Source organism: Hymenobacter negativus (genome assembly GCF_017571495.1).
Lineage (GTDB): Bacteria > Bacteroidota > Bacteroidia > Cytophagales > Hymenobacteraceae > Hymenobacter > Hymenobacter negativus.
The window spans coordinates 233,424-258,082 of sequence record NZ_JAGETZ010000003.1; the positions used below are offsets into that span (position 1 = coordinate 233,424).

Sequence of the window (24,659 nt, forward strand, 5' to 3'; positions counted from 1 at the left end):
ACAACCTCAGAAATCCATGAAAGCTTTTATTTTCGACCTGAACGGGACCATGATTCACGACATGGAGTACCATACCCGCGCCTGGCAATACCTGTTCAACAACGACCTCGGCGGCAGCTTCACCTGGGACGAAGTGAAGCCCCAGATGTACGGTAAAAACCAGGAAGTACTGGTGCGCATGTTCGGCCCGGAGCGTTTTACGCCGGCCGAGATGGACTCGCTTTCCCTGGAAAAAGAGAAGCGCTACCAGCAGGAGTTTCTGCCGCACCTTGCGCTGCTGCCCGGCCTGATGGAATTTTTGGAGCGCGCTCACCAGGCAGGCATTCCCATGGCCATCGGCTCGGCGGCCATTCCGTTCAATATCAATTTCGTGCTCGATAACCTGAACATCCGGCACTACTTCCAGGCCATCGTCAGCGCCGACGACGTGGTATTGAGCAAGCCCCACCCCGAAACCTTCCTCAAAGCTGCCGAAGCCCTCGGCACCGCCCCCGCCCACTGCATCGTGTTTGAGGACGTGCCTAAAGGCGCCGAAGCTGCCCTAAATGCTGGCATGAAAGCCATAGTGCTCACCACCACCCACGAGGAAGGCGAGTTCACCCACCTTCCAAACGTGCTGCACTTCGCCCCCGATTTCACGGACGCGTTTTTCCAGACCTTGGTGAAGTAGTTGAGCATTTGTTATCCGGAGCAAAGCGAAGGACCTTATCACGTTCGAACAAGTTGTTCGAACGTGATAAGGTCCTTCGCTTTGCTCCGGATACAGGATAACAGCAGTTGCTAGTTTGTTTTTCGCTTAGCTGCACGCTTGGCGGCTTTCTGGTCGCGGTGGGCCTGACGCTCGGCCTCGGTGCGGGCCGGAGCCGCTGGGGTACCTGTGCCGGGCGAAAGCCGGTCGCGGTTGTTGGAAATGTTGGAGCCATCCACGGCCGTGCCCACGCGGGGCTGGTTGTTGGAGGGCGCCGTCGGGTTGGTGTTGTTGTCGGCCGGCGCATTGCTAGCCGGCGTGGTTTGAGCGAAAGCAGCGGTGCTCAGGCCCAGTGACAACAAGGCGGCCGTTAGGAAGGGGAGGAATTTCATAAGCGAGAGAGAAAAAGGAAGAACTGCTCCGCTTACGCACTAGCGTGGGTCGCAGGTTGCGCCTGGCTCATGGTTGCACGCGCACGGTGGTATCGAGGCGCTGGGTGAGGAAGAGGCTGTGGAGCTGCTGGCGAAGGCCGGCTTCGGCCTGGCGCTGCTCCTCTTTCTGGAAAAGCTTCACTTTGTATTTCTCGCCCGGCCCGGCGCGATGCAGGTTTAGGTAAGTGAGCTTGCCCTTGGAATTGCTCATCTGCTCGCCGTTCTGAATGCGTTCGATACGCTTCTCGTTATTGCCAAACAGGGCCTGAAAGGGCTTGAGACCAATAAACAAGTTGGTTGCGCCCACGGGCCCCAGGCCGTAGGTGCCGCTCACCTCCAGGTTGCTGAGGTTGCTGTTCAGGCGCAGCTTGGGAATGAGCAGCTGGTTGCGGTTCAGCACAAACTCGCTGCTGAACGGCTCGAAAAACAGGTGACCGGTACGGTCGGCCTTCATAAATTTCAGCGCTTCCATGAGGACTTCCACATTCAGCAGCTCCAGGTCGCGGAAATCAGTTTTGAGGTAGCCCACGGTTTGGGGCAGGCGGGGCAGAAAGGTGGCGTCGAGGTCGGTGCGCACGTCCATCACGCCGCGCAGGCTGCCGCGCACGTTGTCGGGGCCCAACAGGTTGAGGCCCATAGCCGAGGTAGCTGCAAACAGCGCCGGCAGCTGCACATCCAGCATTTGGAGCTGCACGCGGGTGGGGTGGTGGGCCTTATTGGCGGTGCTCAGCATGCGGCCGCTCAGGCTGAGGTGGCCCTGCAAGGCATCCACGGTACAGTTGTCGATGCGGGCCTGGCCATCGAGCAAATGCGATACCAGCCGGAACTGGCTGCCCCGAATGGCTCCGTAATGCACGTCGTTGGCTTCCACGCGCAGTACGGCGCTCAGGGTGCCATTGGAAAACAGCGAAGGGTTGTGGTCCGGCGCCGCCATCACCCGCTCGGCGCGGCGGGTGGCGCGGCGCTTGGCCCGTGCCTCGGTACGGGCAGTCAGCACCGAGTCGCTGGGCGTGGTGAGGCTGGCAATAAGGCCCAGCAGGCGCTGCACGTCGAGCGTTTTGTAGCGCAGGGTCAGGTCGGCATCGGCGGCGGTCAGGCGCAGGCTTTCAATCTGGGCCGTGCCGGAGGCATCGCCGTAGCCGCCCTCCGGCGTGCGGAAGCGCAGGTAGGGCATGCGCAGCAGGGAAGTGGTTTTAACCAGCCGCAGCTGCACTTCGGCCATGCTCTCGTCTTCGGGGAGGATGATGCGGTCAATCTGAAGGTCGAGCCGGCCATTGGCGGCCAGCAGCAAGTCGCGCAGCGCAGGCACCGCTACTCCCTGGCCCCGCGCCCTACGCGCCCGGCCGCGGGGCGCATTGGGCTGCATGGCCAGCTGCGCGGGGCGCGAAAGCCGCGCCTTTAGCTGCTCGTAGTCGAGGGTCCGGAAATGTACGCCGAGCTCGTATTGCACCGGGGCCACCCGGTTGGCCGAGTCGGTGGGCCAGGCCATGCTGCCGCGCACATCACCGCCCCACACCCGGCCGGCCAGGTTGAGCAGCTGCACCTGCTGGCCGTCGTGGTGCACGGTCACCGCCAGGTCGCTCAGGGTATCGGTGGCCAGTAGTAGGCGCTGGCAGCGCAGGTCCACATTCAGCAGCAGGCCCGGCGGAATTAAATTGCTGCCTAGGGTAGCGGCCAGCTGGGCTTTGTTGCGCGGGACGCGGGTGCGCTGCGGGCGTTTGTTATTAAGGGCAAAGCCCTCGCTGGCAGTGCGGGGCACTGGCCGCATCAGGTTGCGCAGCTGGGCAACGCGCAGCTCATCCACGGCAAACTGCCCGCTGATGCTGGCCGTGGGGTGTAGGTCGGTGAGGTAATCGAGGAGGTAGGTAGTGGTGGCCGAGGCCCGAAAGCGCATGCCATTCAGAATGCCCGAGGCGTTGGAGAGCTGCCAGAGGCTGTCGTTGAGGCCTACGTTTACATTCAGGTCGGCCAGGTCGGCCCCGCGCACGGGCAGTAGGAAGGAGGCATCGCGCAGCGTGACGGTGCCGCGCATAGATAGGTTTTTCTGCACCTGCCCGTAACCAGGCTGGCCAGGGCGTGGCGGCAGCAGGCCCCGTACGTGCACATTGAGGTCAGCCAGCCCATTGCGCGCCCGCCAGCGGCCGGGCGATACCATCGCAGCCAGCTCGGGCAGCGTGGTGCGCCCCCGAAACTGCCCATCTACGAATGGCCGGGTAAAATTCCGGAGCGTTAGGACAACGTCGAGCTGCCCAGCCGGGGAGTTAATGCGGCAATGCTGCAGGGTGAGTACCGTCGACTTGGGGCGGTGCAGCGGGCCGTTGTCGTAGCTGCCCTGCAAATCCCAGTGGCTGATGCGCCGGGCCGAGTCGGGCCACTGCAGGTTGGCGTTGCGCAGCCCAAAGGTGAGCACGTTGCGCGGGCTCACCTTTGGCCCGCTCAGCCCCGAGATGGTGTAGTGAATATGGGCTTTGCTGGTGCTCACGGCCCCGGCCAGGTAGGGTTCCAAGCGGGGCGGAAGGGCGGCGCGCAGCACGTCAGTCAGTGGCTGGTTGCCCACAAATTTCAGGTTCATAATGGTACCCACCGGCTGGCTGGGGTCCACGCGGTGGGTACCGCGCACGGCAATGGTGTCGCCGTTGAGGGTGGCGCGGGTGTTCCAAAGGTGGCCCTCGCGTTTCTCGAAGCGGTAGGTGTAGTTCACCCAGGCCTGCACCGGCTCGCGCTCAAACAAAGTGCCGGCCTTGGTGCGCAGGTAGTTCAATTCGCCGTCAATGGTGCCGGCCACGCGCAGCACGCCTTTGCGCAGCCGGGCCGTGAGCCGCGCCTGCCGCGCCGAGGCCCCAAAGGCACTGCGCGAGTACGCATTCCGGGTGCTGATGCGAAAATTGTTGACAATCAACTCCTCCAACACCATGTTCATGGCCGGAGCCTCACTAGTGCCCTTGCGGCGCTTGCCGCGCAGGCCCCAGGAATGGCCCGATGAGTCGGTGCGTTCCCGAAATTCAACATCGTTGATGACCAGTCGCTTTACCTCCACCCGGCCGCGCAGCAGGCTCAGGAGTTCTACGCGCAGGTCGGCCCGCCCCACACGGAGCACGGGTACCGACTTGTGAAACGAAGTATCGGTCAGCGCTAGGTGCTGCACCGAGGCCGTGAGGTGCGGAAAGTCGCGCCAGGGCGACAGCTCCACCCGAAAGGGCGCCAGCACCAGCTCCGAATTGTGCGTGAGGGCGCGGCGCAGCTTCTGCGCCACAATGCGCCGGCCGTAGGCACTCCCCAGCATCCACACGGCTACGGATACCCCCAGCAAGCCCAGCAGCACCACCGATGCTAATACTCGTTGCCAGGTAAAGAACTTCATAATTGCCGGGTGCGCACTGTGCCAGGGAGCCAAAGTAGCCCAGCATACGGGAAAAATCCGCCTATGTATGCCAGTGAGGCGGGAACCGAAGGTTTTCAGCCCTGCGCTCATGAGCCCGCTCCGCCTGTCAGGCAGCCTGATAGCCAGGGCGGGCTAATAATACTTGCGCTTATGCTTCCTCCACAGCAGGTGTGTCGGCGTGCGTGGGGGCCTCGTAGGTGTCAGCGTACTTAAAATCCTCCAGCCAGTAGGCCGAGCTGACCACATCGAAGGTGATGGAATCGGCGGTTTTATCCTTGGTGGTCAATTGCCAGAGCATTGATTTCGCTTCTTCAAAAGAGTTGCCTTCCAGCTGCGAAGAGAACAGCCGGTTGATGAGGGCATTGTCCGGCAGGCCGGGGGCCAGCAGGCGCACCAGCGCCGCAGCCGGCTCAACATCAAATACGGCCAAATCAACAGGGTTTGCGGGCGTGCATTTCACTTGAAACTCCACGGCTTTAGTGGCTGGAAAGGTGCCGTTGTAGGCATCGTGCAGCAATTGCGTAGCTTGGTAGAAGCCCTTGTGCAGCGGCAGCTCGGGGTTTTCCTCCCAGAGCTTCTCCGTCAGCATCTGGTGGGCCAGGTTGGCAATCTGGCCGGCGTTCAGCTCTTCGGGAAACAGATAGCCAAGGACGATTTCGGCGGCCTCGCGCGGCTCCAGGTCGGTGAACGACATGAGGCACATCTCCTTTAGCTCAGTTTCCTTTAGCTCCTCCGGGTTTTCATATTCCATCTTAGTGAGCAGCGCTTTGTAGTCCTGGTTTTGCCAGGTGTTCGGTAGCTCGGTTAGCGTAGAGAAGGTCAGGCGTTCAACAGTGAACGTGGGTTGGATGGTTGACATGAAATCTGGGAATAAAGCCAATAAGGCCGTGGATACGGTTGGGTTTACGGGTAACGGCGGCAAACAACCGAAACGTCAGTGACCCACTTCCTGCAAGTGTCCAACTGGAAGCAAAGTAGATAATGCCGGAATTTTATTTGGCAAAAGCAGGAAGGAGCAGGTGAGTGTGGACTTACAAGCAAAATACTTTTGAGCCATTCCTTCCTGTTCGGCTCCTTCCACCCGCTACATGAATCTACTGCTACTGCACTGGCAAAAAGAGAGTTGGGGCTTGCTTGCCGTTGGCCAGACCCGCTCATTTCCGTGTCCGCCGCAGCCGGTAGGAGCGGGGATTACTTCCCGCGTTGCTGCCCCGCCCGTTTAGGGCCCTGATTCCGCTGTATCCAAGCTGTTTTCCTGCCCCACAACAAGGGGCTGGCCGGAACGCCTTTGTCCGGTTCCTCCAACCTTTTGCGCGGCTTTTCTCATCTTTTTCCAACCCCACCCGTTTCTTTTATGAGGACACAACTTCTTAGTAAATATTGTTTTATGGCAGCGCTGGGCCTGGCCGCGGCGGCCCCCGTGGCGGCTCAAACCGTGGCCTTCCCGGGCGCCGGCGGCTTTGGGCGCTTCGCCACCGGCGCGCGTGGCGCGGCCAGCCCGAGCGTCTACATCGTCACCAACCTCAACGACAGCGGGCCGGGCTCGTTCCGCGACGCGGTGAGCCAGCCGGGGCGCTTCGTGACCTTTGCCGTGGGTGGCATCGTGACGCTGCAAAGCAACGTGCAGGTGGCCCCCAACGTGACCGTGGCCGGTCAGACGGCCCCCGGCGACGGCATTGTGTTTTTCAACAAACGCATCACGTTCACGGGCTCCAATAACACCATTTGCCGCTACCTGCGGGTGCGGCTGGGTTCGACCAACAACAAGGGCAACGACGCCTCCGGCCTGGCCAATGGCTCGAACATGATTCTTGACCACATGTCCTTTTCCTGGGGCATGGACGAGGTTTTCTCCATCAACTGGGACGGCAAAGGCACCGCGCCGGATAACATCACGGTGCAGAATTCCATCATTGGGCAGGGCCTGCACCGCGACAACCACTCGGCTGGCGGCCTGATTCAGACGCCCGATGGCGGTAAGGTAAGCCTGCTGCAAAACCTCTACATCAGCAACAAGACCCGTAACCCCAAGGTGAAGGGCATCAACGAGTTTGTGAACAACGTGGTGTACGACTGGGGCAACGGCAACCGCCTAGGGGCTACCCCAAACTACGGCTGGTCGGGCGAAGCCTACATCATGGGCGGCTCGGCGGGCGTGTCGGAAGTCAACATCATCAACAACTACTTTGTGGGCGGTCCGCTCACGCCACCGGCCCAAACCACGCCCTTCGTGCGCGGCACCGGCACGTTCAACCTGTTTGGCAGCGGCAATTACTTCGATAACAACCGCAACGGCGTGCTCGACGGTGCACCCGTGCCTTATGATACCGTGGGCTACCCCGGCATTGTGGGGCCGGGCTTCCGCACCCAGCCCTTTGCCTACCCAGCCGCTAATCCGGCCATGACGGCCACGCAGGCCTACCAATACGTCATCGACAATGCCGGCGTCAACTACCCGCGCCGCGACCAGGTGGATGGGCTGCTGATTGACGAAGTGCGCTCGAAAGGTACCCAGGGCTACTACGTATACAACGAAACCGACCTGCCTTTCTCCAACGGCGGCCTTGGCGACGTGTTCAGCGCGCCCGCGCCCCTCGATACCGACCACGACGGCATGCCCGACGCCTGGGAAGACGCCCACGGCCTCGACAAAAACAGTGCGGCCGATGCCGTAGCCGCCAGCACCACCGAACCCAGCTACCTCAACCTGGAAGTGTATGTCAACTCGCTGACGAATACTCCCGCGCCGAACTTCGTGCGGCCTCCGTCCAACGTGCAGCTGGCCGCCAGCACCGTGGAAGTGCCCGTGCCCGCCAGCCAGATAGTGCTTACCTGGGCCGATAATTCGCCCAACGAAAGCTACTTCGTGCTGGAGCGCTCGACCGATGGCACGACGTACGCCGACGTGTTTCATCCGGCCGCTAACGCCACCACTTACACCGATGCGGGCCTGCTGCCCAACACCACGTATTACTACCGCCTGAAGGCTATTACCGGCACCGAGGCTTCGGCCTACAGCGGCGTGGCCACGGTGAAGACGCCGGCGTTGCCCTCGGCCCCGGCCGTGGCCGCCACGCCCACACCCACCGACGCCTTCCAATACGCTGAGCTGACCAATGGCACGCTGGCCCTGAAGTGGACCGGCAGCACCAATACCACCTCGTTCGCCGTGTACTTCGGCCCCGACCCGTCTGCCCTCACCAAGCTAGCCGATGTGCCCTACGCCGCCGCGCCCACCTACACAGTGAGCGGGCTGAGCGCCAACACGCCCTACTACTGGCGCATCGACGCCACCAATGCCAAGGGCACCGTGACGGGGCCGGACTGGTCGTTCCGCACGCTGGGCAATATTATCCCACAGCTGGTGGGCCATTGGGGCTTTGATGAAACGGCCTCCGACGGCACCCAGATTATTGACCAGTCGACTTTTGCCAACAACGGCGTGCTGGGCCTCGATGACGACGACCAGAGCATTCGGGTGCCCGGCAAGGTGAACAACGCCCTCGACTTCGCTACCGCCGACCAGAACCGCTACGTGGTAAGCATCCCGCACCAGGACCAGCTTTACTTGGACCAAAGCTCGTTCTCGCTGGCGTTCTGGATGAAGGCGGGAGCTGCTCAGCTGCCGCAGGACAACCTCACCAGCGCCTACCTGCTCTGCAAGGGCTCCATTACCCGCAACGCCACAACCGGGGCCACGGGCAAGCGCTTCAACATCGAGTTCAAGAACAAGCAGCTCCGTTTTGCCATTGACGATGACAAGAACAAGGACGAGTTGCAAATTGCCGGCGCGCCCTTCTTCACCGGCCAGTGGGTGCACGTAGTGGCCCTGCGCAACGTGGCCACCAAAAAAATTCAGGTGTACATGAATGGGGTGCTGGTGAAGGAAATGACCACCAAAGCCTTGGGCATTGGCGAAGCCAGCGACCTCATCGTGGGCAACATCGGCGAACTGGAATTCCTGAGTACCGCCAATGCTCCCGCCCCGTACCGCGGCGCCCTCGACGAGCTGCGCGTGTACAACTACGCCCTGAGCCCGGCCGAAATCACGGAGCTGATGAAAACCAAGCAAACCATCACCTTCGCCGCGCTGCCCAGCCACTTGGTGGGCGACGCCAACGTGACCCTGGGCGCGACGTCCGATTCCGGCCTACCCATCACCTACACCAGCTCCGACAACACCGTGGCCACCTTCAGCAACGGCACCTTGCAGCTGCTGAAAGCCGGCACCGTGACCATCACGGCCACCCAGCCCGGCAACGCAACCTACGCCGCCGCTACCCCGGTGAGCCAAACCCTGACCATTGCGCCGCTGCTGGTGAAGGCCCTTTACCAGAACGCCGATGCCGCAAACCCCAGCGACAACAATTTGGGCATCAGCCTGGAACTGGTGAACGACGGCACCGCCGCCGTGCCCTACCAGGAGCTGACGGTGCGCTACTGGCTGACCCCCGAAACCTCCAGCGCTCTGGTGGGCGCAGTAAACTGGGCGCAGTTGGGTACCAATTCGGTAGGCCTGCGCTATGTGCCCATGACCACCATGCTGCAAGGTGCCTACGGCTACGTGGAATATTCCTTCCAGCCCGGCGCCGGTAACCTGACGGGCGGAAGCAATTCAGGCCCTATCGTGTCGACGCTTCACCAGCCGAGCTGGGGCAATTTTGACGAAACCAACGACTATTCCTACGCCACCAACGCCTCGTTCTTGCCGAATGCGAACATCGGCGTGTACCGCAACGGGGTGCTCGTAGCGGGCACGGAGCCGTCCGCGCAGGTAGTCGCCACGCTGGCTTTCAAAGGCTTTAGCGAAAATCGTAGTGTTGGCGTCAGCACCAATGCCCTGCAGCTGGGCCTGCAAGTGAGCAACCTTAGCAACGTGCCCGTGGCATATGAGGACCTGAGCGTGCGCTACTGGCTGAACCCCGAGGGCACATCGCCGCTGGCCAGCGCCGTCAACTATTCTCCAATCGGTGCCAGCAACACTACGCTGACGCCTGGCCAGCAGGGTTCCGAAACCTACCTGGAGCTGCGCTTCTCGCCCACGCTGGGCCAACTCGCGCCTTACGCCAACACCGGCGAAGCCCTGCTACAAGCCCACAAGGCCGACTGGTCCAGCTTCAACCAGGCCAATGACTATTCGTATGTGGCCGCCGGCCCGCTGGCCGAGAACAACCACGTCACGGTCTACTACCAGGGCCAGCTCGTGTACGGCGTTGAGCCCACTACTACCGCCGCTCGTCAAACGGCCGCTGCCACCCAGCCCGCCGACAAGCTGCAGGTTGCCGTGCTGGGCAACCCCGTAACCGGTAGCCAGGCCGAGGTAGAAATCTCGGGCGTGGCCGGCCAGCCCGTGCAAGTAGTGCTCATGGACTTCCAGGGTACGCCCAAGCTCACGCAGCGCCTTGCCTCGGTGGTTGAAGGCCAGCGCCAGCTCCTGCCCGTAGCCAACCTGCGCCCCGGCGTGTACCTGCTCAAAGTAACCGCTGGTGACCAAAGCACCGTGGTGCGTCTGCTGAAGGAGTAGATTTCGGATTTATTGGGTATGAAAAGGCCCCGGAGCATTGCTTCGGGGCCTTTTTTATTTCTGGTGGGCCGCGGGTGGGCCTCCATCTGGTTCGGTAAAGGAAGCCTCATGCTACGGGCAGCGTAAACAAAAACCGACTGCCCATGCCCGGCTGGCTCTCCACCCAAAGTTTGCCGGCTTGCGCATCGATAAACTCCCGCGAGATGCTCAGGCCTAGCCCGGAGCTGCCCTGGCCGCCCTGGCCCGGCACGCCCGCAAACCGCTGGAATATGCGCTTGTGAAATTCGACCGGGATGCCGGGCCCGCAGTCCTCCACGCTCACGCGCACCATCTCGCCCCACTGCATGGCCCGGATGACCAGCGGCGCGCCCGGCGGTGAGTAGCGGATGGCATTAGACAGTAGGTTGATAAGCACCCAGGTGGTTTTTTCCACGTCGCCTTGGGCAGAAGGTAGGGTGTCGGGCAGCTGCACATCGAGCTGAATCTGCTTGTCCTGCAGCTGCGGCTGCACGGTTTGGGTGGCGTAGCCGATGACTTCTGCCAGCCGCACGGGCTGCACGTTGAGCTTGATGCCAGCACCCGCATCAAGCCGCGATACTTCGATGAGCTGGCCCACCATTTGGAGCAGGCGCTGGGTTTCCTCGCCGATGCCAGCAGCCAGGGTCTGGCGCTCGGTGTCGGAAGTGCGCGGGTTTTGCAGCAGCATCAGGCTGAGCTTGATGCTGGCCAGCGGCGTTTTCAGCTCGTGCGAAATCGTGGCCAGGAAGGTCGATTTCACTTCGTCCAGCTTCTTGAAATCCGACACGTTGCGCAGGCAGAAGATGTGGCCGGCGGGCGTGCGCTTGTTGGCGTGGTCAAGCGTTTCAATGGGGCTGATGCTGAGTTGGTAGTGCGGCGCATCGCCCTTGTGGGGGAATGTGAATATGGGGTCGGGCACTGCATCGCCGGCCAGGTTGGCCTGGGCCAGGGGCACCAGCAGGTCGCGCAGCAGCTCGTTGGTGGCAGCCACAGCATCGGCCGATTTGCCCAGCAATTGCTGTTGGGGCAGGCCCAGTAGGTCGCAGGCCACCGGATTGGCCAGCACGATGGTGCGTTGCTCATCCAGCAGCAGCAGGCCTTCGTCGAGGCTTTTCACCAGGCTTTCCATGCGGTTGCGTTCCGTAAAGAGCTCGGCCAGGGTGATGCGGCGCTCGTCCTGGGCTTGGCTCAGCACGCGGTTGACGGCCGCGGCAATGGTGCCCACTTCGTCGCGCCGGCCCACCGCAACGCGGGTAGCGGGGCCGGGCCCGGTCACACGCTCCATGTCCACACTCAAGCGGCGCAGCGGGCGCACCACAATGCGCGGCAGCCGCACCATCATGGTAATGCCCACTGCCGTGCCTGCTCCTAGAAAGGCCAGCACCGTGGTGCGTGCCATGTTGAAATCGTGCTGCTCGATGCCGTGAGCACCCTTTTCGAGGTAGTTGATGGTGAAAAACGCATAGCCACCCAGGCCCAGCAGCAGCAGCAGCAGCAGGAAAACACTCAGGCGAATTTTCAGTTTGAGGGACATAGCAGGAAAAAAGAGTCGGTTGCGGCCTTGCCTGCGGGCACTGGGGCGGCAGAGCGGGCGCTGTAGGCTAATAGCAGTTGGGAAGCTGGTTGGGCTCGCGGAAAGGGAGTGCGCCGCAGATGGTTGCGAAAGCATTCGGCTGCGCAGCTATTTCAATCAGCGAATCGGGCTGGGATGGTGTAACTGGGGCTAAAGCTATAGCATACCTTTTCGGCAGTGCTGTCTGATTAATCGGTGCTTGATTATCGGTATTACAGCTTACCGCTATCTAGTGGTAGGACAATAATGTGGAAAGTATTGATTATATTGACCTAATGTGTGTTATGCATAAGCTGGTCAGAAAAAAATGCTGAAATTTGTCGTATTTAGTCGTGCTGATTATTTTCCAGAAGCAACAGATTACTGCTATTCCTATTCGCCCATTAGCTGCTTCACCGGTGCCCCTTCGCTATGTCACCCGCCGCCTTTTATCCTGATTCTGATTGCGCCACGCAGCTTCGCGCCGAACAAACCCGTTGCCGACAGGCAGAAGCGGAGCGAGATGCCGCCCTGTCCCGCCTAGCAGCCCTCGAACAGCAGCTGGCCACCACCACCAGCCACGCGCAACGCCAACAAAAGCAGCTCTCCGCTCTGGTCCAAAACCTGCGGGTGGGCCTGGTGCTGGTGGATGAAGAAGGGCAGATTCAGTTCGTCAACCAGCATTTCTGGGAGCTGTTTGGGCTACCGGCCGTAGCTGGCCCCGACCAGGGTGGGCCGCCGGTACCCTATTCGGCGGTGTATATCGACAATGCATTTCTCAACCCGGCCGCATTCACGGACCAGGCCCGGGCGCTGCATGCGGCTGGTCAAACCGTACTGCAGCAGGAGTTTGCCCTCGCCGATGGGCGAATGCTGGAGCTGGACTACCTGGTGCTGGATACGGCGCGGGCCGGCCGCCTGATTTGCTACCGCGACGTGACCGAGCGCCACCGCCGCGAGGCCGAGATTCGTACGCTCTCCTACATTCCCGAACAAAATCCCAACCCCATTCTGCGGCTCACGGCCACCGCCGAAGTCGTGTCGGCCAATGCCGCGGCCGCACCGCTGCTGCAAGCCCTGGCCCACAATGAGCTAGGTCTGAAACAGCAGCTGGTGGCGCTGGTGCGAGCCGCCCTGCAATCGCCCCGGCAGTATCAGCAGGCGCTGGCCGTGGCCGGCGAGCACTATCTGTTCACGGTCGTGGCCGTGCCTGGCCAAAATTACGCTACCCTCTACCTCACCAACATTACGGAGCGCTACAAAGCCGAGCAGTCACTGGTCAGCCAGCAAGCCTTTTACGAAAGCATCTTGGAGCACGTGCCCACGGCCGTGGCCGTGTTCAATACCGAGCACCGCTACCTGTTTGTGAATCCGGCGGTGGAGCACGACCCTGGTATTCGTGCCTGGATGATTGGCAAAACCAGCGATGAAGCAGGTGCCCGCCGGCAGCGCCCCGCCGCCCTGATGGCGCGCCGCGCCGCCATTTTTGCCCAAGCGCTGCGAGAGCAGCACGAGGTGGAGTGGGAGGAAGTGCATATGCGGGAAGGGGAGCCCCGAAACTTCCTGGGGTGCTACCAGCCCATTGTAGCCGGCGATGGTCGCACCCTGGTAATCTGCTCCGGCATCGACATCACAGAGCGGAAGCAGAGCGAGGAAAAGATGGTGGCGCAACAGGAGTTCTACGAAGCTATTCTGAACCTGCTCCCGGTTGATGTAGCGGTGTTTGATGCCGGGCACCGTTTCCTGTTCGTCAATCCTTCCTCCATCTCGGACCCCATTCTGCGCCAGCAAATAGTGGGGCTAACCAGCCAGGAATACTTGGCGATGCGGCCCGGGCAGCACCCCAATGGCATTGCCGAACAGCGGCAGCAGTACTTTGACCTGGCCGTGCGCACCCGCTCCGATGTGACGTGGGAAGAAATGCGCACCGACCGCCAGAACCGGCCCCAGCTGATAGTGCGCCAGCTGCGGCCCGTGTACAACGCCGATGGCACATTGCGCCTGGTGGTAGGCTCCGGCATCGACATCACCGCCCGCTACACCGCCGAAAAGCTCCAGCAGCAGGTGCAGGGAATGCTCCAGGTGCAGCAGGCTTTTGTGCGGCAGATTCTGGATGCCCTGCCCAATGTGCTCTACATGGTGGACCCCGACGACAGCGTGTCGTTTTCCAACCAGGCCTTCGGGACCATCATGGCGCATAGCCAGCACTGGCAAGCCGTGGGTGCCCCGGAAGCGGTGCAGGCCGAAATGAGGCAGATGAAGGAGTTAAATAGCTTGGTGCGCAGCACACTGGAAGCCGTAATCCGGGAAATGCCGTTCACGCTGATGACCGGCGAAACCCTGTATTTCCAGGTGCACAAGCGGCCCTTGCGCCGCGCCGACGGGCAGCTGGGCATCCTCACCATTGCCACCGACATCACGGATGTGAAAAATGCGCGCCACGAGCTGGAGCGCCGCGAAAAGCAGTACCATGACCTGGTTTACTATTCCCAGGCCCTGATATGCACGCACGACCTGCAGGGCATAGTGCTGTCGGTGAATCCGGCCATTGAGAAGCTGTTGGACACCACGGCGGCCCAGCTGGTGGGCCGGCCACTGCACGATTCCCTGGCCCCGGAACACCACGCGGCCATGCAGGCCTATCTGGACGCGGGCCGGCCCATGCAGTCGCAGTCGCGGGTGATGACCGTGCGCACCCGCTCCGGCGAGCGGCGCTACCTGCAATACTATACCTATCAGGTATCGGAAGAAGGCCATACGCCCTACGTTGTGGCCTCGGGCTATGACGTGACGGATGGCTACCTGGCTCAGAAAGCCCTGCAGCAGGCCAAGTGCCAGGCCGAAGAAAATGCCTTGGCCAAGGAAGCTTTTCTGGCACGCATGAGCCACGAAATCCGCACGCCCCTGAACGGGGTGCTGGGCATGGCGGGCTTGCTGCAGAAAACAGTGCTGACCGCCACGCAGCAGGAATACCTGAACACCATGCAGCACGCTGGCAAACACCTGCTGGCCCTCATCAACGACGTGCTGGACATGGCCAAAATCACCACCCAGCACCTGCAGCTCAACCACGAGGCGTTCGACCTGGCCCTGGCGCTGCAAGGGGCCGGGCACACGGTGGCCGCGCTGGCCGCCGAGAAAGGGCTGCGTCTGGAAATAGCCCCCCTGAGCACCACCGCAACCCGCGTGGTGGGCGATGCCTACCGGCTGCACCAGGTGCTGCTCAACCTGCTCTCAAATGCCATCAAGTTCACGGAGCAGGGCAGCGTCCGGCTTGGCGCCGAGGTGATTGATACCACGCCGGAGCGGCTGTTGCTCCGCTTTTGGGTGCAGGACACGGGCATTGGTATTGCGCCCGAAGCGCAGCTACATGTTTTCGATGCCTTTGCCCAGGCCAACCACGAAACCAGCCTGCGCTTCGGCGGTACGGGCCTGGGGCTCTCCATCAGCGGGCAGCTGGTGCACCAGATGGGTGGCACGCTGCGCATGTGCAGCGAGCTGGGCCGCGGCACCACGTTCTCGTTCCAGCTGGCTTTGCCCCGTGCAGTCGAAGCTACTGCCCTGCCCCCCGCGCCGCTCATGCCCTCCTACGATGGCCTGCAGAACCTGCGCGTGCTGCTGGCCGAAGATAACCTGGTAAACCAGTGCATTGCGGTGGCCGTGCTCGAAAACTGGGGCGTGCAAGTCACCGCAGTTGGCAATGGCCTCGATGCCCTGGCGCAGCTTCAGGAACACTCCTTTGATGCGGCCCTGCTCGATATCCGCATGCCCGGCCTGAGCGGGGTAGAAGTCACAACGGCCATTCGTCATTATACCGATACCGGCCGGGCCACCATTCCCATCATCGCCCTTACCGCCAATGCCTTCGAGGGCGACCGCGCGGCTTACCTGGCCGCTGGTATGGACGCCTGCCTCACCAAGCCCTACGAGGAGGCCGACCTCTGCCAGGCCCTGCTAAATTTAACGGCGCAATAAGCTGATTGCACATGCAAACGGTCCAATTGTGTGTATAAATGGACCGTTTGCATGTGCAACTAGACCGTTTGCATGTGCAACTGGACCGTTTGCATATGCAATTGGGTTGTTTGAATATGCGAACAGCCCAATCGTATGTATAAATAGACCATTTGTACATGCAAACGGACCCTTTGCACGTGCAATTAGGCTGTTTGCAGGAGCAAATGGGGTATTGGAATGGAGTGCTGCTTATTCCTGTGCTTCTACACCAAGGCGTACTCTTCCAATTTGCGATACAGCGTGGTTAGGCCAATGCCCAGGCGCTTGGCTACCTCCGGCTTGTTGCCTTCCAACTCACCCATCAGCTTGCCGATGTGGCGTGCTTCCAGCGCCCGCAGGCTTTCATCGGCAGCATCGGTGCCGGGCCGGGGCGGGCGGCCGAGGGCGTGGAACTCATCCGGCAGGAAGTCGGCGGCCAACAGCTCGCCGGGTGGGGCGAGGATGGCGGCGCGTTCAAGCACATTTTTCAGCTCGCGCACATTGCCGGGCCAGGGGTAGCGTTGAAGCAGGGCCAGGGCTTCGGGCGCGAGGCCGGGCAGGCGCTTGCTGAGCCGGGCCGCGAAGTACTGTAGGAAGTGGTTGGCCAGCGGGGGTACGTCGGCGGGCCGGTCTTTTAGAGGCGGCACTTGGATGGTGAACACCGAAAGGCGGTAGTATAAATCGGGGCGGAAGCGGCCCTCGGCGGCTTCCTGCTTGAGGTTACGGTTGGTGGCGGCCACCATCCGAATGTTCACGTTGGTGGGCTTGGTGTCGCCGAGCTTGGTGAACTGCTGCATCTCGAGCACCCGCAGAAACTTGGCCTGCACGTTGAGCTCCAGCTCGCCGATTTCGTCCAGAAACAAGGTGCCGCCGTTGGCTTCTTCCAGCAGCCCTTTCTTGTCCGTCAGCGCTCCGGTGAAGGCGCCTTTCTTGTAGCCAAACAGCTCGGATTCCAGCAAATCCTTGGGGAAGGCGCTGCAGTTCACAGCCACGAAGTTCTTGCCTTTGCGCCCACTAGCCTGATGGATGGCTTGGGCAAACAGCTCCTTGCCGCTGCCGGTGGGGCCTTCGAGCAGTACGGTGCTGTCGGTGGGTGCCACTTGCCGGGCCAGCTGCTGCACCCGCTTCAGCTCCGCGGAGTCGCCAATCATGGCCTCGAAGGTGTAGCGCTGGCCCACGCGTCGCTCCAGCTCGGCCACGCGCTTGCGCAGGCGGGCTTTCTCGGCGGCGCGGTCCACCACCACCACGAGCTGTTGCTCAAAGTCGCCCTTGGTGAGGTAGTCGAACGCACCCAGCTTCATGGCCTTCACGCCATCGGCAATGGTGCCAAAGGCGGTGAGCAGCACCACTTCGGCATCGGGGGCGGCAGCTTTGTAGCGGGGCAGCAGGTCCACGCCGTGGCCGTCGGGCAGCTTCACGTCACTCAGCACCAGCAGCACCTCGTCGGCGTGTTGCTGCAGCAGCTCCAGGCCGCGGGTGGCGTCGGGGGCTTGCAGCACGGTGTAGCCTTCCAGCTCCAGCACCTGGGCCAGGAGCTGGCGCAAGCGCGCCTCGTCGTCGATGATTAGGAGTGTTCCGGTGGGCATATTGAAATGGAAAGTTGCGGCGACAAAGAACGGTCAGCCTGGGCAGCTACTTTTGAAGAGGTTTACTCAAACACCAATTCGATGAGCGAAGAAAGCAAACGCGTAGAATGCAGCACGCATGGCAACCGATACCCGGCCTACGTTTGCCAGCATTTGAACCTGAAAACGCCCGTGGGCTTTTACGAGCCCTTCGCTTCTGACCCAAGCGTGATTTATTCAGACGACGAACTCAACGCTTGGTGCAATGCCTGCGATGAAGTGCTGACGCGAGTTGGCGAATGGAACGAAGAATCGGAAAGCTTCGCGAAAATCAAACTTGTTTGCGACGTGTGCTTCTTCGATATGAAGGAGCTAAATACTGGCAGCAGAAAAGGATAAATTCGTTTTCGCGACCTCATAAAAAAAGCTATATGAGAAGACTGATGACCGTTTCTTCTTTTTTTTCCTGTTAGGGCTGGGGTTGGCTAGTTGTTCCCAAACCAGCAAGAAGCATTCGAAGCTTGGAATAGCTTATGCAAAGCAGGCATTACAGGAGTCGCTCAAAGACAAATCACTGCATAATGTAGTGTCTGAAAACAAGCTATTAATACCTGATAGTTCGACAGCTATTCAAGTGCTTGAACCTGTCTTGTTTCGCATTTATGGAAGGGAAAATATCGTCAAGCAGCGGCCTTATGAAAGGTATCTTATTGACCACTATTGGGTAGTATCAGGTACACTTCCTGAAGACTGGGTTGGAGGCACTTTCATGATTATTATGGATGCCCGGAACAGCCAAGTTATTCGGTTAACTCACGGCAGATGAGTTGTACTAACTCTCCGAATCTCCTCCTTAATCTTGGTCCCGAACCGGGCGAATTCTAGTTTGGCTTCAACTTCGGAATGCCATGCCAAGTTGAGCTGGGTTAGGTTATACTGGCGGCGCGCTTGCGACCCAGCAGCCCGCGGCGGTCCAGCTACCAACGCAGGTAGTGCGTTCGGTTAAGGCTGCACGAGTAAAAACGCCTGCACCTCCTTCGTAAAGCGCCGGGGCTGCTCCAGATTCAGCAGATGCGCGGCGCCGGGGAGGCTGACTCGGCGCGCGTGGGGCAGCCGTTGGGTCAGCTCCTTGGCGATGCTGAGGGTATCCTGCATACCGAGCATCCCGCCGTGCAGAAGCGGCAAAGCTGGGTCGGTGCCGCTTTCTTCTACATACACCTTGGAATCGGCCACCCGAATCCAGTGCCGCTGTACCTATTGCCCCCGGTCCGGGCTCGCCACCAAGTCGCTGAATATCAGTAGTAAAAACAGTAGATGACGGAACGCGTGAGCAAGCAACAGGTGCAGCGGACGAAGCGGTAAGTAAGTTGTTTAAAGTAACGGGACGTGGCCTCAACTTCTCCGAATTTCGTCCTTAATGTGTTCCACAAACTGAGCGAATTCGGGTTCGGCTTCCACGTTTTGATGCCAGGCCAGGCCCATTTCGGCCAGGTTATACTGGTGTTGGGCGCTGATGGTGGCGCCGGGCACGAGGGCACCGGCCGCGTCACGCTCGTAGCCCAGCAGCCAGAGGCGGTCGGCCAGGGCGGTGGTGGTCACGAGGTCGTGCGAGACGATGACGACGGTGTTCAGCTCGTCCATGGTTGTGACTTCGACGATGATGCGTTTCACCTCGTCAATCATGGCCACGTCGAGGCCGGAGAAGGGCTCATCGAGCAGGATGAGGTGGTCGGAGCAGAGCAGCTGCTGGGCGATGGCCGCCCGCTGGCGCTGCCCACCCGAAAGCAGGGCCGGGTACTTGCGGGCGTGGGTGGTCAGGCCGAAGCGTTCGAGGTAGGTGCTGACATGCTGGCGGGCCTCGGCGGGGCCATACTTGCGCTGGGCGGCTACCAGCAGGTTGTCGAACAGGGTGCGGTGGTCGAACAGCGGGTAGCGTTGCTGCACAAAGCCCACCATACCAGGTAGCACCGCCTGCTGGGCCTGGCCCACTTCCACGGTGCCGCTACTGGGCCGGATGAGCCCCGCCATGATGCGGCACAGCACCGATTTGCCGATGCCCGAGCGCCCGTAGAAGCCCACGACCTGGCCCTGTTTCATGTTGGGCCGCGTCACGTCGAGGACCTGGGCGTTGATGTCGCGCAGGATGGGCTCGCCCTGGAACGACATGGAAATGTTGTTCAAGGTTAGAATAGGGTCTTTATAGGCGTAGGTGTGGGCAGTCATGGCGGGTGGTAGCGTGGACGCTGCGAGTCCGCGCCTGTGAGGGTTATGTTGGGGATTTGACTGGGTGATGCGCGGACTCATAGCGTCCACGCTACGCTACTCCCAATTGTGAATAGGGGAAAAACACTTTCCGCAGCAGCACAAACACATAGTCTTGCACGGCACCGGTGGCCAGAATGACCAGCTGAATGGCCAGTACGCCATCTAGGTGCAGGTAGCGGTTCTGCTTGTAGAGCAGCAGGCCGATGCCGCCTTCGGACTGGTAAAGGGTTTCGACGAGGGTAATCATGGTCCAGATGATGGCGAAGTTCTGGCGCACGACCTCGAGCATCTCATCGAGCTTGCCCAGCACCACCACCTCGTAGAAGCTGCGCCACTCGCTCATGCCCAGCGTGCGGGCGTGGTCCATTTCCTCCTGCGTCGTGGTCAGAATCACGCTCGTCATGCCCGTCACCAAATACACCGTGGCCCCGAAAATGAGCACCGACAGCTTCACTTGGTGGCCCGAACTCACCATCAGAGCCATAAAAAACGTGAGGCCGGTGAGCGTCAGGTAGCGCATTTTGCTGGCCGCGTAGGCAATGGGCCGGAAGAAGGGCAGCGCCGTCAGGTAGGAAATCAGCAGCGCCAAAACAGTGGCTACGGCCAGGGCCTGCAGGGCAGTCGTCATGCTGGCCCACAGCTCCTGAATTAGGCCCTGGCTGGTGATGAGGTCGCCGAGGGAGCGGAAAACTTCGCCCAGGCTGGGGAAGAGCTGCATGGGGTAAAACAGCCACAGCAGTAGCAACAGCCCCACTTGTGCCGCCACCATGGAGGTAAACACGAGGCGAGGGGGCTGGGCATTAGGAGCAAAGAGCGTTTTCATAAAGCTGGTGACATTGAGAACCGCCTGCATAAGGAAGCGGAATGGTAGCTGGGTGGGTTTTGATGAGGCAAAGGGTAGCGGCAAAAGCAGCTGGCGGGGCCGCGCAAACCAGCGCGGGCGCAGAATGAATATTTTTGCCGATTGGTGGTCAGCCTGCCATTGCCTCTCAAGCTCCAATGCGTCTATTGCGGAATAACTGGTTCACTCAAAAAGCAGACAGCCACTTCAGGTTGCTGGTCGGTGTGCTGAGTGCGGCCACGATGGCGCTGGCCACGGGGTATTACTGGGTGCTTATTCGGAAGCTGGGGCGGGCTACCGATGTGCAGGCCCACGTTGCCATCCTCTATAAAGCCTGCCTGGGGCAGGGAGCAGTGGCCGCCAACTTTGGCTTTTACCGGCTGGTGCAGGCGGCGAGTGGCTTTTCCTGCGACCTGTCGCGGCTGCTGAATACTGCCGTCGTGGTAGTAGCTGTAGCCTGGGGTGGGTTGGTTAGCGTTTCGAGCTATGCTGGTATTGGCTTGTTGAAGCGCCGGGCATTGGCAGAACTCCCTGTTGACGACGCAACCCAAAAAGTAACCGGGCTGATGGCTGCCGTTTGCTCGTGCCTAGTGTTTCCGTTGCCCCTCAACACGGCCGATTGGTACCTGGGAATGCTGCCTCCCAACGTGTTTCACAACTCTACCATTCTCAGTGCGATGCCCTTCAGCGTACTGGCTTTTGCCAGTGGGGCCCACCGCCTTTCACAGCCTGCCAAAGCCAGCAAGTCCGATGACCTGCTGTTGAGCCTGCTACTGGTAGTGGGGGGCATTTTCAAGCCCAGCTACGCGTTTGCCTTCCTGCCTGCTTATGCCCTGTTGTTTGCGCTGAAGTTCCGGTCTCAGCCAGCCCAGCTGCTTCGGTTGACGCTGGTGCTGCTGCCCGTTGTCTTGCTAGTTGCCGGGCAGCTGGCCTGGACCAACCACCATCCCAAGGATACCCTGCACGATGCGTCGGTGCTGGCCGTAGGCTTTCCGGCGGGCTGGCACACGTTTGTGCCGGGCTATGGCATCGGGCAGGTACTGGCTTGCATGGCGGGCTCGTTTTTAGTGCCGGTGTCAGCGTATAGCCTGCGCCCCGATTGGCTGAAGCGGCCCGCCCACCAGCTTGCGGTGCTGAGCCTGATAGCCGGCCTGGGCATTTTCATGCTCATTTATGAAACCGGCTACCGGGCGCTGCATGGCAACTTTATCTGGCAAGTTGTGGCTGCAAATCATGTACTACATTGGCTTGTTTGCTTGGAATCGTTTAGCTGGGCTCCTGCGAATGCCAGCCAGCAGCGGAAGCGAATGCTGCTGGTGGGGCTGCTGGCTATTGAGGTGCTGAGCGGAATTGCTTACCTTATCAAGGCCTTATTCCTGGGTATTTGAATGCCCTGCTCAGTCAGGTGATTAGTTGCCCAGCACCACTTCCACGCGGCGGTTTTTGGCCTTGCCATCGGGGGTGGCGTTGCTGGCTACCGGCTCGGAGGCGCCGTGGGCGTACACCTGCACGCGGCCATCGGGGAAGGCGCTGCGGCTCTTGGCTTCGAGCCAGTGCTCCACCGCCATGGCGCGGTCTTCGCTGAGTTGCTGGTTTTTCTGCGGGTCGCCGGTGTTGTCGGTGTGGCCGTGCACGGCCACTTTTAGGCGGCCGGCCACCACCAGGTCGTTGAAAAGCTGGTTGAGGTCGTGCTCGGCGGCGGGGGTGAAGGTGCTCTGGCCGCTGTTAAACTCGATGTTCCAGGCGCGCTTGCTCACGCTCTGGCGGATTTCCTCGCCGGCGGCAAACTGTTGGGTTTCGGCCGGGGCCACAGCTTTGCCTTTGTATTGAGCTTGCAGCTGTTGCAGGGGTTTGAGGTCCAGCATCTGGTCGAGGGGCACGTAGCTGGGCAGCTCTTTGGGGTACAGCTTGCTTTGCACATCGCCGAAGGTTTTATACACGGCAGCGTAGATGTTAGTGCCGCCTTCATCCAGGCCGAACAGACTCAGGTTGTCGCTGAAATTGAAGGCCTTGCTGCCGCCTAGCTCCACCACGTCGCCATTGCGGTCGGCTTCGCTCACGCCTTTGTAATACTTCAGCCAGTAGGCGCCGGGCTTGTCCTGGTCGCCATACACGGTGGCTTCAATGTCGGTGGCGCGGGCCAGGGCTTCGGGGTGCGATTTTACCTGGTCGCCGGCCACGGCGAAGGCCGTCATCAGGCCCAGCACTTCCTTCTGGTGGGCATCGTACCAGCGCTTGGTAGTCACCATGATGTTGGGCATCTGGTTGGAGTAGTCCTTCGTGCTCACGATGTTGACGAGGCCGCCGCGCTGTTTGGCAATGTTCACGTCGCCGGGCGTCCAGGTGGCTACGGCATCGGCTATCACATCCACTTTCACGCCGGTGTTCTTGCCATTCACCACCTTGGTGCGCGATTCCGGTTTGCCAAGGATGTATTTCTCAGCAGCTACCAGGAAGTCGGAGGAGGCCATGAAGTTCACGGCTTCGGGGTCGTAGGAAGTTTCGTCGGGGTTCACCTTCAGGCCGTTGTCGGCGCACCACTTCAGGGCAATGTTCTGGTCGCCGTCGCGCAGGTAGCAGGCAATGGTTTTGCCCAGCGCCGATTTGGGGTTGTCGAGCCACTCTTTCGGGCCCATCAGCTTGTCTTCGCCGAAGGATTTACCCACCGAGTACGGAATGATTTGCAGCTGGGTACCGGTCTTTTTCAGTTCGGCTTGCACGGCCGAAAAACCGGGGAGCCCGTCGCCCATGATGCTCACTATCAGGCCAGGGGTGGCGGGGTTGTTTTGCAGGTCTAGGGCATTTTTTACCAAGTCGGCTTGCATCTTGCTCACGTCGTCCTGCCGCACAATCTGCATGTCGAGGCCATTGGCGGCCAGGGCCGAGCCCATGGTAGAGCGGGGGCCACCGTTGGCCAGCATGCCGGCCACCTGGCTGTTCCAGGCCATTACTTCCCACACTATGGGAGTGCCTTTTTCGGCCGGCGCGGTGCCGGGCATGGGCGCCAGCGGCACCACCACATTGGCCCGGTTGCCACCGCTGGCCGCGGGCAGTTCAATTGAGTTGAGCAGTACCGACTGCGTGTCTGCTTTCTTAAACACGGCACCACTGGAAACCAGCTTGTTGATGCCAAAGTACAGGACGGCCACGAGGATGAGGCCAATTAAAATTTTACCGCGGGTTGTCATTGTAGGTAGGGCAAAAAGAGGGTGGCGCGCCCGTTTTGGGCGCAAGGTTTTTTGGTGTTTTGGGGAGGTAGATTAGCGGGTGGCGGGGCAAGCAGTTCATCATGCTTCGCTGCGCTCGGCATGACGTTCTTTTCGAACGTCATGCACTTAGTTAGCACAGCAGATGGACCAAGCCGCAGGCCAGCAAAAAGCTAATCAAGCAGGCTAGAATAGGCATCATCGGAAGCTTTTTTAGTAGCGGCGAAGGATTGGGATTGTTGGGCTTGGGGTTGCTCCTGGAGCACGGCGTTGAACTCGCCCTTCTGGTATTTGTCGAGCAGGCGCTGGCCTTTCTCGCTCATCACGCCGTTCTGGATGTCCATCTCTTTCACGAACTCCTGCGAGTAGCGCATGGCCTGTTTAATCTGACCCAACTGCTGGGCCATGTCCTCGGCTACGCGGTCGGTGGCCAGGTCGAAGAAGTACTTCTTGTCCGGGTCGCCGCGCAGGATGTTCATCGCGGCGCGCATGCCCGAGCTGGTGCGTTTCACCAACTGGTACTCGTCCTTCAGCAGGTTGACTTTGAACTTGCTGCTGTCAATCTGCCGGATGGCGGCTTTCAGAATCTGGCGCATGACCACGCTCACGTTGGCCGTGGTGGTGGCCATGGGCGTCAGGCGCTGGTTGTAGTCCTGAATCTGGGCGGCGCGGGAGGCGTAGCTTTCGGCGGCATCTTTTTCACCTTGGCGGGAAGCGGAGTCGGCCAGCGCGAGGTACTCCTTCACCTGTTGGGCGTTGGCGGCCAGCTTGCGCTTCACCAGCTCATGCGCCCCTTCAATGTTGGTGACCTCGGCGTCCATCTTGCGGGCCTCTTTCTCGGTGTTTTTGATGTAGTCTTCCATGATGCCGATGGGGTCGGTGTTCACGAAAATCCCGGCCATCGAGCGGAGGATGCGCTGCCCGGCGTACCACAGCCCGGCGTGAATCCGCTTGTTGGTGGCCAGCAGAAACAGCACGAACAGCGCGCCGAGCCCGATGCCCAGCTTCACGGTGTCAAATACCATGTCGACGAGGAAGGGCAGAATCTGGCCCCAGAAATACACGGCCGTACCCACCAGCCCCACGAGGACCACGCGGCCGGCGACTTTTTCCGGCTGCTGCCACTTGGGCAGGCCGTTGTCTTGGTCAGAGGAAGAAGAAAGGAAGGTGTTCATGGCGTTTAAGTGTTTA

16 protein-coding genes are annotated in these 24,659 nt (G+C 60.7%); 6 read left to right on the plus strand and 10 right to left on the minus strand.

Features of this window, described 5'->3' with window-relative positions:
• Positions 1 to 16: 16 nt before the first annotated feature.
• On the plus strand, positions 17 to 670 hold the full coding sequence (locus J4E00_RS07900; protein WP_236049609.1) for an HAD family hydrolase: 654 nt from the start codon (positions 17 to 19) through the stop codon (positions 668 to 670).
• 110 nt (positions 671 to 780) lie between these two features.
• On the opposite strand, the gene J4E00_RS07905 is transcribed toward J4E00_RS07900, so the two are convergent.
• The 3 genes from J4E00_RS07905 to J4E00_RS07915 all read right to left on the minus strand — a co-directional run bounded on the left by J4E00_RS07905 (position 781) and on the right by J4E00_RS07915 (position 5,360).
• Positions 781 to 1,080 carry a hypothetical protein gene (locus J4E00_RS07905; RefSeq protein WP_208174599.1) on the minus strand — a complete coding sequence of 100 codons (300 nt, stop codon included), beginning with the start codon at positions 1,078 to 1,080 and terminating at the stop codon, positions 781 to 783.
• Positions 1,081 to 1,147: 67 nt separating this feature from the next.
• A complete protein-coding gene (locus J4E00_RS07910; protein WP_208174600.1) occupies positions 1,148 to 4,480 on the minus strand; it encodes an AsmA-like C-terminal region-containing protein in 3,333 nt (1,110 codons plus the stop codon).
• Between the two features lie 169 nt (positions 4,481 to 4,649).
• The gene (locus J4E00_RS07915) at positions 4,650 to 5,360 is read right to left on the minus strand and encodes a hypothetical protein (protein WP_208174601.1); all 711 of its coding nucleotides are present in this window, start codon (positions 5,358 to 5,360) and stop codon (positions 4,650 to 4,652) included.
• Between the two features lie 528 nt (positions 5,361 to 5,888).
• Here J4E00_RS07915 and J4E00_RS07920 point away from each other — a divergent pair.
• The gene (locus tag J4E00_RS07920; protein ID WP_208174602.1) at positions 5,889 to 10,025 is read left to right on the plus strand and encodes a cellulose binding domain-containing protein; all 4,137 of its coding nucleotides are present in this window, start codon (positions 5,889 to 5,891) and stop codon (positions 10,023 to 10,025) included.
• Between the two features lie 106 nt (positions 10,026 to 10,131).
• On the opposite strand, the gene J4E00_RS07925 is transcribed toward J4E00_RS07920, so the two are convergent.
• Positions 10,132 to 11,577, minus strand: a complete 1,446-nt coding sequence (locus J4E00_RS07925; RefSeq protein ID WP_208174603.1) for an ATP-binding protein — start codon at positions 11,575 to 11,577, stop codon at positions 10,132 to 10,134.
• A gap of 450 nt (positions 11,578 to 12,027) precedes the next feature.
• On the opposite strand from J4E00_RS07925, the gene J4E00_RS07930 reads away from it, so the two are divergent.
• Positions 12,028 to 15,570, plus strand: coding sequence for a PAS domain S-box protein (locus J4E00_RS07930; protein ID WP_208174604.1), 3,543 nt, complete (start codon positions 12,028 to 12,030; stop codon positions 15,568 to 15,570).
• A 245-nt stretch (positions 15,571 to 15,815) separates the two neighbouring features.
• Here the strand turns inward: J4E00_RS07930 and J4E00_RS07935 are convergent, their stop codons facing one another.
• Positions 15,816 to 17,177 carry a sigma-54-dependent transcriptional regulator gene (locus tag J4E00_RS07935; protein WP_208174605.1) on the minus strand — a complete coding sequence of 454 codons (1,362 nt, stop codon included), beginning with the start codon at positions 17,175 to 17,177 and terminating at the stop codon, positions 15,816 to 15,818.
• An 81-nt stretch (positions 17,178 to 17,258) separates the two neighbouring features.
• On the opposite strand from J4E00_RS07935, the gene J4E00_RS07940 reads away from it, so the two are divergent.
• Both J4E00_RS07940 and J4E00_RS30230 read left to right on the plus strand, forming a co-directional pair.
• Complete coding sequence (locus J4E00_RS07940; RefSeq protein ID WP_208174606.1) at positions 17,259 to 17,555, plus strand: hypothetical protein; 297 nt, start codon at positions 17,259 to 17,261, stop codon at positions 17,553 to 17,555.
• 235 nt (positions 17,556 to 17,790) lie between these two features.
• Positions 17,791 to 17,982 carry an NTF2 fold immunity protein gene (locus J4E00_RS30230; RefSeq protein WP_410779748.1) on the plus strand — a complete coding sequence of 64 codons (192 nt, stop codon included), beginning with the start codon at positions 17,791 to 17,793 and terminating at the stop codon, positions 17,980 to 17,982.
• 176 nt (positions 17,983 to 18,158) lie between these two features.
• Here the strand turns inward: J4E00_RS30230 and J4E00_RS07950 are convergent, their stop codons facing one another.
• From J4E00_RS07950 to J4E00_RS07960, 3 genes are all read right to left on the minus strand, one after another.
• On the minus strand, positions 18,159 to 18,389 hold the full coding sequence (locus tag J4E00_RS07950) for an alpha/beta fold hydrolase (protein WP_208174608.1): 231 nt from the start codon (positions 18,387 to 18,389) through the stop codon (positions 18,159 to 18,161).
• Positions 18,390 to 18,548: 159 nt separating this feature from the next.
• Positions 18,549 to 19,379 (minus strand): ATP-binding cassette domain-containing protein, encoded by an 831-nt coding sequence (locus J4E00_RS07955; RefSeq protein ID WP_208174609.1) that lies wholly within the window; start codon positions 19,377 to 19,379, stop codon positions 18,549 to 18,551.
• 91 nt (positions 19,380 to 19,470) lie between these two features.
• Positions 19,471 to 20,244, minus strand: a complete 774-nt coding sequence (locus tag J4E00_RS07960; RefSeq protein ID WP_208174610.1) for an ABC transporter permease — start codon at positions 20,242 to 20,244, stop codon at positions 19,471 to 19,473.
• Between the two features lie 176 nt (positions 20,245 to 20,420).
• Here J4E00_RS07960 and J4E00_RS07965 point away from each other — a divergent pair, with 176 nt between their 5' ends.
• Entirely contained in the window at positions 20,421 to 21,650 is a 1,230-nt protein-coding gene (locus J4E00_RS07965) for a hypothetical protein (RefSeq protein ID WP_208174611.1), read from the plus strand.
• Between the two features lie 21 nt (positions 21,651 to 21,671).
• On the opposite strand, the gene J4E00_RS07970 is transcribed toward J4E00_RS07965, so the two are convergent.
• Together J4E00_RS07970 and J4E00_RS07975 are read right to left on the minus strand one after the other, a co-directional pair.
• On the minus strand, positions 21,672 to 23,450 hold the full coding sequence (locus J4E00_RS07970; protein ID WP_208174612.1) for an OmpA family protein: 1,779 nt from the start codon (positions 23,448 to 23,450) through the stop codon (positions 21,672 to 21,674).
• Between the two features lie 191 nt (positions 23,451 to 23,641).
• Complete coding sequence (locus J4E00_RS07975; protein WP_208174613.1) at positions 23,642 to 24,643, minus strand: hypothetical protein; 1,002 nt, start codon at positions 24,641 to 24,643, stop codon at positions 23,642 to 23,644.
• Positions 24,644 to 24,659 lie beyond the last annotated feature (16 nt).